At 62.3% G+C, this 8,901-nt stretch carries 9 protein-coding genes and 1 pseudogene; all 10 read right to left on the bottom strand.

What is annotated here, in order from left to right; translation table 11 throughout:
• Positions 1–63: 63 nt before the first annotated feature.
• Positions 64–339, bottom strand: coding sequence for a hypothetical protein (locus ACK5L9_RS17695; RefSeq protein WP_416912774.1), 276 nt, complete (start codon positions 337–339; stop codon positions 64–66).
• Positions 340–369: 30 nt separating this feature from the next.
• On the bottom strand, positions 370–828 hold the full coding sequence (locus ACK5L9_RS17690; RefSeq protein WP_416912773.1) for a hypothetical protein: 459 nt from the start codon (positions 826–828) through the stop codon (positions 370–372).
• Positions 829–832: 4 nt separating this feature from the next.
• Positions 833–2,323 (bottom strand): 2-oxoglutarate dehydrogenase complex dihydrolipoyllysine-residue succinyltransferase, encoded by a 1,491-nt coding sequence (odhB, locus tag ACK5L9_RS17685; RefSeq protein WP_416912772.1) that lies wholly within the window; start codon positions 2,321–2,323, stop codon positions 833–835.
• A gap of 4 nt (positions 2,324–2,327) precedes the next feature.
• Positions 2,328–5,294: a 2-oxoglutarate dehydrogenase E1 component gene (locus tag ACK5L9_RS17680; RefSeq protein ID WP_416912771.1), complete on the bottom strand. Its 2,967-nt coding sequence runs from the start codon at positions 5,292–5,294 to the stop codon at positions 2,328–2,330.
• 148 nt (positions 5,295–5,442) lie between these two features.
• Positions 5,443–5,916 (bottom strand): hypothetical protein, encoded by a 474-nt coding sequence (locus tag ACK5L9_RS17675; RefSeq protein WP_416912770.1) that lies wholly within the window; start codon positions 5,914–5,916, stop codon positions 5,443–5,445.
• Positions 5,917–5,923: 7 nt separating this feature from the next.
• Positions 5,924–6,277 (bottom strand): hypothetical protein, encoded by a 354-nt coding sequence (locus ACK5L9_RS17670; protein WP_416912769.1) that lies wholly within the window; start codon positions 6,275–6,277, stop codon positions 5,924–5,926.
• Positions 6,271–7,077, bottom strand: a complete 807-nt coding sequence (locus tag ACK5L9_RS17665; protein ID WP_416912768.1) for a sulfotransferase family 2 domain-containing protein — start codon at positions 7,075–7,077, stop codon at positions 6,271–6,273. The genes ACK5L9_RS17670 and ACK5L9_RS17665 overlap by 7 nt, the downstream gene beginning before the upstream one ends.
• A gap of 19 nt (positions 7,078–7,096) precedes the next feature.
• Entirely contained in the window at positions 7,097–7,981 is an 885-nt protein-coding gene (sucD, locus tag ACK5L9_RS17660; protein ID WP_416912767.1) for a succinate--CoA ligase subunit alpha, read from the bottom strand.
• 65 nt (positions 7,982–8,046) lie between these two features.
• Entirely contained in the window at positions 8,047–8,592 is a 546-nt protein-coding gene (locus ACK5L9_RS17655; protein ID WP_416912766.1) for a hypothetical protein, read from the bottom strand.
• A pseudogene (gene sucC / locus ACK5L9_RS17650) lies at positions 8,593–8,901 on the bottom strand (succinate--CoA ligase subunit beta); the annotation flags it as partial. It lies immediately after the preceding gene.

The following is an 8,901-nucleotide window of genomic DNA, read 5'->3' as shown; positions in this document are numbered from 1 at the left end:
TTTGCTGCGCGTAGCGTTACTTGTCGTGCCTGCGCCGGTCAATGGATGGCGCAGGGCAGGGGGTCAGGCCGTTTTTACGTAGTGAAAGCTGGTCGCGGTGACGCCGGCCTGAGAGTTGAATACCCCCGCCGCGCCGTCCAGATAGGCGCGGGCGGCGGTGGGGTCGGTGACATCGAACAGCGCCCACGCGCTGCTGCCGTTTTCATGCCAAAGCTGCATCAGTCCAAGGCCGTTATGGGCGCGGTCCTCGGCATCGGCGTCGAAGGCCGTCCTGAAGGCGGCATAGTCCCTGACCGTGTAATGGGCGATGATCTGCATCGGGTCTTTCTCCGTTTTCAAGCTGAGATCATGGTGCCATGACGAACCCGTTCACCGAGACAAGCCGTCGACGAGGCCGGCAAGGGCCGTCCGCAATGCGGGTGCAGTATGGATGATGCCGATGGATATCAGCGCGAACTGGGTCAGTTCGCCGATCATTGCGCCAATGACACGCCCCACCATCTCTGATCCCGCTGCCGACGGATATTCCCATGCGAAGAAAATAAATGGCGGTACCAGCAACACCAGCGCGGGAACGATAGCCCAAGGCGTCCGAAGCAGCAGCAAGACGAGGACAAGCGCCTCGGCTGGTGCGATGATCCGTGATAAATATTTGAGTGCTTGGGGTTTTGGGGGTGCCGGGTTCCACGGTCCGCCTGGAACCCGGCCGTTCTTCGGACGGCCTTTGAGCCTGGCATAGATGCCAAGCTGCATGAACAGCAGATCGAAGGAAATGAAAGTGATCAGAGACCACCATATCCATGACACCTCAAGCTGCCACAGGCCCATATGATCACAGATCCATCAGCAGGCGGCGCGGATCCTCCAGCGCCTCTTTGACGCGGACAAGGAAGGTCACGGCGCCCTTGCCGTCCACGATCCGGTGGTCATAGGACAGCGCCAGATACATCATCGGGCGGATGACGATCTGGCCGCCGACGACCATCGGACGGTCCTGGATCTTGTGCATGCCCAGAATGCCCGATTGCGGCGGGTTCAGGATCGGCGAGGACATCAGCGAACCATAAACGCCGCCATTCGAGATGGTGAAGGTGCCGCCCTGCATTTCCTGCATGGTCAACTTGCCATCCCGGCCCTTGGCCCCCAGTTCGGCGATTTCCTTTTCGATCGCGGCAAAGCCCTTGCGGTCGGCGTCGCGCACAACCGGTACGACCAGACCCGAAGGCGTGCCAACCGCGACACCCATATTGACGTAATTCTTGTAAACCACGTCAGTGCCGTCGATTTCGGCATTCACCTCGGGCACCTCGTTCAGGGCGTGACAGCACGCCTTGACGAAGAAGGACATGAAGCCCAGCTTGACCTTGTGCTTTTTCTCGAACGCGTCCTTGTATTCGCTGCGAAGCTGCATGATGCCGGACATGTCGGCCTCATTATAGGTGGTCAGCATCGCGGCGGTGTTCTGCGCATCCTTGAGGCGGCGGGCGATGGTCTGGCGCAGGCGGGTCATCTTGACCCGTTCCTCGCGGGCGGCATCCTCGACCGCGCGGGGGGTGGCGGGAACCACTGCGGGGGCGGCAGGTGCGCTGCCAGCCTGTGCGACGTCTTCTTTCATGACGCGGCCATCGCGGCCCGAGGCCGTGACCTGATCACGGCTGATGCCCTTTTCAGCCATTGCCTTTTTCGCCGAGGGCGCATCCTCGACATCCCTGCCCGAAGAGGCCGGGGCAGCAGAGGCCGCCGGGGCGTCGGCGGGTTTGGCGGGCGCGGCGGCACCGGCCGCGCCTTCGGTGATCACCGCCAGCCGGGCCTTGGCATCCACGGTCGCACCCTCTGGCGCGAGGATTTCAGCCAGAACGCCCGAGACGGGGGCAGGCACCTCGACCGAGACCTTGTCGGTTTCCAGTTCGCACAGCATTTCATCCTGCGCGACGGCATCGCCGACCTTCTTGAACCATGTGGCGACGGTCGCTTCGGTCACGGATTCGCCAAGCGTGGGCACCATGACATCGACTGCGGCACCGCCGCCCTTGGCGGCGGCTTCGGCCTTGGGGGCCGGCTTGGCCGGGGCAGCAGCGGCAACCGCGCCTTCGCTGATCTGGGCCAGCAGGGCGTTCGGTTCGACGGTCGCGCCTTCGGGCGCGACGATTTCGGCCAGCGTACCGGCGACAGGGCTGGGAACCTCGACCGTGACCTTGTCGGTTTCCAGTTCGCACAGCATTTCATCGACCGCGACGGCATCGCCCGGCTTCTTGAACCATGTGGCGACGGTGGCCTCGGTCACGGATTCGCCCAGAGTCGGGACACGAACTTCGGTGGTCATCGGATCATCCTTCGATAGTGAGCGCTTCGTTCACCAGCGCTTCTTGTTCAGCTTTATGACGCGAGGCGAGGCCGGTCGCCGGAGATGCCGAGGCGTTGCGACCAACATAGCGGGCGCGACCGCATTTCGCCCCCAGACGTTCCAGTACCCATTCCAGATAGGGTTCGACAAAGAACCAGGCCCCTTGGTTCTTGGGTTCTTCCTGACACCAGACCACATCGGCATTCTTGAACCGGCCCAGTTCCTTGACCATCGCCTGCGCGGGGAAGGGATAGAACTGTTCCAGACGCAGCAGATAGACGTTCTTGATGCCAGCCTCGTCCCGCGCCTTGAGCAGGTCGAAATAAACCTTGCCCGAGCAGATCACCACGCGCTTGATCCGGCTGTCTGCCGCCAGTTTGGTGTCGGAATTGCCGCGTTCGGCGTCGTCCCACAGGATCCGGTGGAAGGTGCTGCCGGTCTGGAAATCCTCGGCCGTGCTGGTGGCCAGCGGGTGACGCAGCAGCGATTTCGGCGTCATGATGACCAAGGGCTTGCGGAAGCTGCGGTGCAACTGGCGGCGCAGGATGTGAAAATAATTCGCGGGCGTGGTGCAGTTGGCGACGATCCAGTTATCCTCGGCGCACATTTGCAGAAAGCGTTCCAGACGGGCCGAACTGTGTTCAGGGCCCTGACCCTCGAACCCGTGGGGCAGCAGCATGACCAGCCCCGACATGCGCAGCCATTTCTTTTCGCCGGAACTGATGAACTGGTCGAACATGATCTGCGCGCCATTGGCGAAATCGCCGAACTGCGCCTCCCACATGACAAGGCAGTTTGGTTCGGCCAGCGAATAGCCGTATTCAAAGCCCAGAACCGCGTATTCCGACAGCATCGAGTCGATGACCTCGTACCGGGCCTGACCCTCGGCGATGTGGTTCAGCGGGTAATAGCGTTCCTCGGTCTTTTGGTCGATCATCGCCGAATGCCGCTGGCTGAAGGTGCCGCGCGTGCTGTCCTGACCGGCCAGACGAACCCCCATTCCCTCGACCAGCAATGACCCGAAGGCCAGCGCCTCGCCCGTGGCCCAGTCGAACCCCTTGCCGGTTTCAAACATCTGTGACTTGGCCTCGACCAGCCGGCCAACGGTCTTGTGCAGGTTCACCCCCTCGGGAACGGTGGTCAGCGCATGGCCGATGCGGGTCATGGTTTCGGGCGGGATGCCGGTTTCGCCGGCGATATATTCCGCCCCCTCGCGATCCAGCCCCGACCATTTGCCATCCAGCCAGTCGGCCTTGTTGGGTTTGTAGGATTTGCCGATGTCGAATTCTTCGTTCAGATGCGCCTGGAAGGCGGCTTTCATATCCTCGATCTCGCCCTCGGGGATCAGCCCGTCCTTGACCAGACGTTCAGTGTACAGTTGCAGCGTCGTCTTGTGCGACTTGATCTGCGTGTACATCGCCGGGTTGGTGAACATCGGTTCATCACCCTCGTTATGACCGAAGCGGCGATAGCAAAAGATGTCCAGAACCACGTCCTTGTGGAATTTCTGCCGGAACTCGATCGCGACGCGTGCGGCGTGGACCACGGCCTCGGGGTCGTCGCCGTTGACGTGAAAGATCGGCGCCTCGACCATCATCGCAATGTCGGTCGGATAGGGCGATGTGCGGCTGAAATGCGGCGCGGTGGTAAAGCCGATCTGGTTGTTCACGACGATATGGATCGTGCCGCCCGCCCGGTGCCCGCGAATGCCCGACAATTGCAGGCATTCGGCGACGATGCCCTGACCGGCAAAGGCCGCATCCCCGTGCAGCAGCAGCGGCAGCACCGAGGTGCGTTCGCCCTGATCGTGAAGCTGATCCTGCTTGGCGCGGGCCTTGCCCAGAACGACCGGGTTCACCGCCTCAAGATGGCTGGGGTTTGCGGTCAGCGACAGGTGGACCTTATTGCCGTCAAATTCGCGGTCGGACGAGGCGCCCAGATGGTATTTCACATCGCCCGAACCATCCACATCCTCGGGCTTGAAGCTGCCGCCCTGAAATTCGTTGAAGATGGCGCGATAGGGCTTGCCCATGACATTGGCCAGAACCGACAGGCGGCCCCGGTGCGGCATGCCGATGACGATATCCCTGACCCCCAGGGCGCCGCCGCGCTTGATGATCTGTTCCATCGCGGGGATCAGCGCCTCGCCGCCGTCAAGGCCGAAACGCTTGGTGCCCATGTATTTGACATGCAGGAATTTCTCGAATCCCTCGGCTTCGACCAGCTTGTTCAGGATGGCGCGGCGGCCGTTCTTGGTGAACTGGATTTCCTTGCCGTAACCCTCGATCCGCTCTTTCAGCCAGGCGGCCTCTTCGGGGTTCGAGATATGCATGTATTGCAGCGCGAAAGTGCTGCAATAGGTGCGCCACATCAGATCGGTGATCTGGCGGATCGTTGCCACCTCAAGGCCCAGGACATTGTCGATAAATATCGGGCGGTCCAGATCCTTTTCGGCAAAGCCATAGGTCTCGGGCTTCAGCTCGCCATGGTCGGGATAGGTGCGCAGCCCCAGAGGATCCAGATTGGCATGCAGATGCCCGCGAATCCGATAGGCGCGGATCAGCATCAGCGCGCGGATCGAATCCAGCACCGCCTGACGCATCTGCGCTTCGGACAGGGTGACGCCCTTTACCTCTGCCTTGGCGGCGATTTTTTTCATGGCCGCGTCGGCCTCGACCTTCGAGGACTGAGGCCATTCGCCGGTCAGCGCGGCGGTGTTGTCATCGGCGGGCACGGGCGGCCAGTCCGTGCGCGCCCAGGACGGCCCGTCGGCCTGACGCATGGCATCCTCGCCCGCATCGCCCAGACCGCGGAAAAACGCGTCCCATGCCTGATCGACCGCCTCGGGGTTCCGCGCCCATTGTCCGTAAAGCTGTTCCACATAGGCCGCGTTGTGGCCCTGAAGGAAGGACGAGTCGTGAAATTCGCTGTTTTTGGGGTGTTCGGTCATGTCATTGCTCCAGCGGGCTGTGCCCGAAGCGGTGGGTTCCGGGTTGCGACCTTGGAAAAGTCCAACGGGAAAAGCTGATCGGGCAGGCAGGCGCGGATGAGGACATGTCAGACGCGCCCCTGTCCCGGTTGTTTCGGTTCGCGGTGCATCAGGCGGCACCACATTTGACGACCATGATTTGCACGCCGGGCATGGCGCTGCCCGCGCCGGGCGCGTTTTTGCGACTGCTGGCCACACCCGCATCGCCACATAGCTGCGCGGGTGCGGAATCGACGCTGGCGGGCTCGGTTCGGTCGGGGCGGAACAATACCGAATAGCCCGAGGACGCATTGCCCGTCACTGCCACCACCGCCGATTGCCGCATGCCCGTGCGGCCATCGACCGCGCCCGAATAGGCCGGTGCGGAAGGCTGTTCGGGCAGGGCGGTATCCGGGATGGACGGGGTTTCCGGAATGGTCCGCCGCGTCAGCGCATAGGGGTCGGGCTGCGATTGCACCGGTGCCGTCGGGATGGTTGCAGCAGGTGGTACCGGCCCCATGCAGCCCGCCAGCGCCATCGCCCCGATCACAAGCGCGCCATGCAGCGCGAACCGTCCGTTATGTCGTTTGCTGTTGTTCTGCATAGTAACCTCACGCACAATGAATATCGATAATCGCGGCTCCGGGATCGGCATAGGGGTCGATCCGGGGAATATGGTCGATGCGCGCCACGCGCCGGTGTTCCAGCCCGCACAGCGCCCGCGCCGCGCCCTGTTCCGCATTCGCGGGGCTGCGCGCGGGGTGATAGATCAGCCGCCAGCCGTAATCACGGCGGGCGACGGTGCGCACGGATTCGGCGGGCAGGGTGCTGGCCTGATGCAGGTCGATATTGGCGGGAATGCCGCCGCGCAGCACATCCTCGGACCGGCCACCGCCGCAGGCCGCAACGCCCAGCATCGCTGCCAGGGACACAAGCGTCGGAGTGGGGGAGGTCCGGCCTACCATTGGGTGTTGCCCAGAATGTGACGGCCGCGCGCGCCATGGCGATGCCAGGCGGTGATGATCCGGCGGTTCATATATCCCACGCGTTGCAGCACAAAGCGGAGATGGGGCTTTCCAACGCGGAGCATGGCGGGCAACAACGGAAAATCATAGGCTTCGACCGATGGGTTTGCCGGATCATAGCCGAAGCGTTCGTAATCTTTCGCGTAGAAATCCACCACTTTCGCGACAAATTCGCGTGAGACGGGGCGCTTTTCGATGGGTGCGTCCCGGTCGCGCAATTCGCCCGTATTCTCGCGCTGCAATGCGATATCCGGCCCAAGGCCAAAGCTGTCGCGAAGCCAGCCGAGAAACTCGTCCATCTGATCCTCCATCCGGAAGATCCGGGCGTCGGGCAGAAGGAAATCGACCTGCGGGCGCGGGTGGCTGTCGAACGCATAGGGGTAAGAGGTCCGCAGCGACAGATATTCGTCGAACCACCTTTCCAGCGTGGTTCCGGGCGCCAGCCCGCGATAGCGCCAAGAGTGTTTGTAGGCGCTGACGGTGCGGGCCAGCGGGTCGCGCACGATGGCGAAGCTGCTGGCAAAGCGGTCCAGGGGGATCAGGCGGGCCAGATCCCCCGCTGTCAGATGCTGAGGCGAACTGCGCGACCACCGCTGTTCCGGCAGGATGTCAAGATACCGACGGTCAAGCAGCAGAAGCTGGCCAAATTCCTTCTGCAAAAGCTCTTCGACCGACGTGCCGGCGCATTTCGGCACATGGCAGAAATAGTGTAACTGTCCCGCATGCGTGAATGCCGGCATGTCGATCGGTTCCCTGCCCTCAGCCCTTGATGGCCTTCATCACTGCTTCACCCAGTCCAGCGGGGCTATCGGCGACGACGATCCCGGCCTTTTTCATGGCCTCGATCTTGGATTCCGCGTCGCCCTTGCCGCCCGAGACGATGGCACCTGCATGGCCCATGCGGCGGCCCGGAGGGGCGGTGCGGCCGGCGATGAAGCCCGCCGTGGGCTTCCATTTGCCCTTTTTCTTCTGGTCGGCCAGGAATTCGGCGGCCTCTTCCTCGGCCGAGCCGCCGATTTCGCCGATCATGATGATCGAGGTGGTTTCGGGATCGTCGAGGAACATCGCCAGCACGTCGATATGTTCCATCCCCTTGATCGGGTCGCCGCCGATGCCGACGGCACTGGACTGGCCAAGGCCGACATCGGTGGTCTGCTTGACCGCCTCATAGGTCAGCGTGCCGGAACGGCTGACCACGCCGACGCTGCCGCGCTTGAAGATGGAACCGGGCATGATGCCGATCTTGCATTCGTCCGGGGTCATGATGCCGGGGCAGTTCGGGCCGATCAGTTTCGAGGACGAGCCCTCAAGCGCGCGCTTGACGCGCATCATGTCCAGAACCGGGATCCCCTCGGTGATGGCGACGATCAGCGGGATTTCCGCGTCGATGGCCTCAAGGATCGAATCCGCCGCGAAGGGGGGCGGGACATAGATCGCGGTCGCGGTGGCACCGGTTTTTGCCACGGCCTCATGGACCGAGTTGAAGACCGGCAGGTCCAGATGGCTGCTGCCGCCCTTGCCGGGCGTCACGCCGCCGACCATCTGCGTTCCATAGGCGATGGCCTGTTCGGTGTGGAACGTGCCTTGGGATCCGGTGATGCCCTGGCAGATGACTTTGGTGTTCTTGTCTACGAGAATGGCCATTCGTGGCTTCCTTCGTGTAAATAATATGAGCGGAGCGCGGGCAGCGCGTTCCCGTTGTTTCCGATCTATCTTTCAGACAGCATCTTGAACGTCATGTAGGTTAGCCCGTCCGAGCTGAGCGGAGGTTCGGACATGATGAGGACATTCCGCATCTGGTAAAGCGCACCATATTCACCACCAAACGGCGTCCCCTTCATCTGCTTCGGTCCCAGAACTGCGTTGCGCAACGCGTCGGGCGAATCCTTGCTGCCGACGACAAGAGAGCAAGTCTTACCCAGGCCGGGGCCATCAATGATCTGCACCGAAGCATTTTCGGACGCGCTGTAAATGGTGGCAGTCCCCATCGGGGAAGGCCGTGTGAACCCCATGGCCCGCATCGTGTTCGGGGCCGACTTGAAGTTCGGCAGAGACGCCGCGCAGACGCCTTCGAAAAGGGCTTTCGCGCGTGCTGCCGAAACCGGGGCACTTTCCGCAGGGTTAAAGTTTGCCGTGGCTGCTGCTGAACCGGCCGCCAGAGCCGAGGTCTGGCCTGTGCTTCCTTCCGGAGCGCAAGCCGCCAGAAACAGGCTGCCAGCCGCTGCAATCGATATGAACTTGATGCGCTTCATCATTTACCCCTTGACCGCCTTCACGATCTTTTCGGCGCCGTCCTTCAGGTCGTCGGCGGCGATCACGTCGAGGCCCGAGGTGTTGATGATCTCTTTCCCCTTTTCGACATTCGTGCCTTCCAGACGCACGACCAGCGGAACCTTGAGGCCCACCTCTTTCACCGCGGCGACAATGCCCTCGGCGATGATGTCGCAGCGCATGATGCCGCCGAAGATGTTGACCAGGATGCCTTTGACGTTCGGGTCAGAGGTGATGATCTTGAACGCTTCGGTCACTTTTTCCTTGGTGGCGCCGCCGCCCACGTCGAGAAA

The sequence above is a fragment of the Paracoccus sp. (in: a-proteobacteria) genome (assembly GCF_047973135.1).
In the GTDB taxonomy this organism is placed as follows: Bacteria; Pseudomonadota; Alphaproteobacteria; order Rhodobacterales; family Rhodobacteraceae; genus Paracoccus.
The sequence above is the reverse complement of the archived record's forward strand: the minus strand, read 5'-3'. Positions and strand labels throughout refer to the sequence as shown.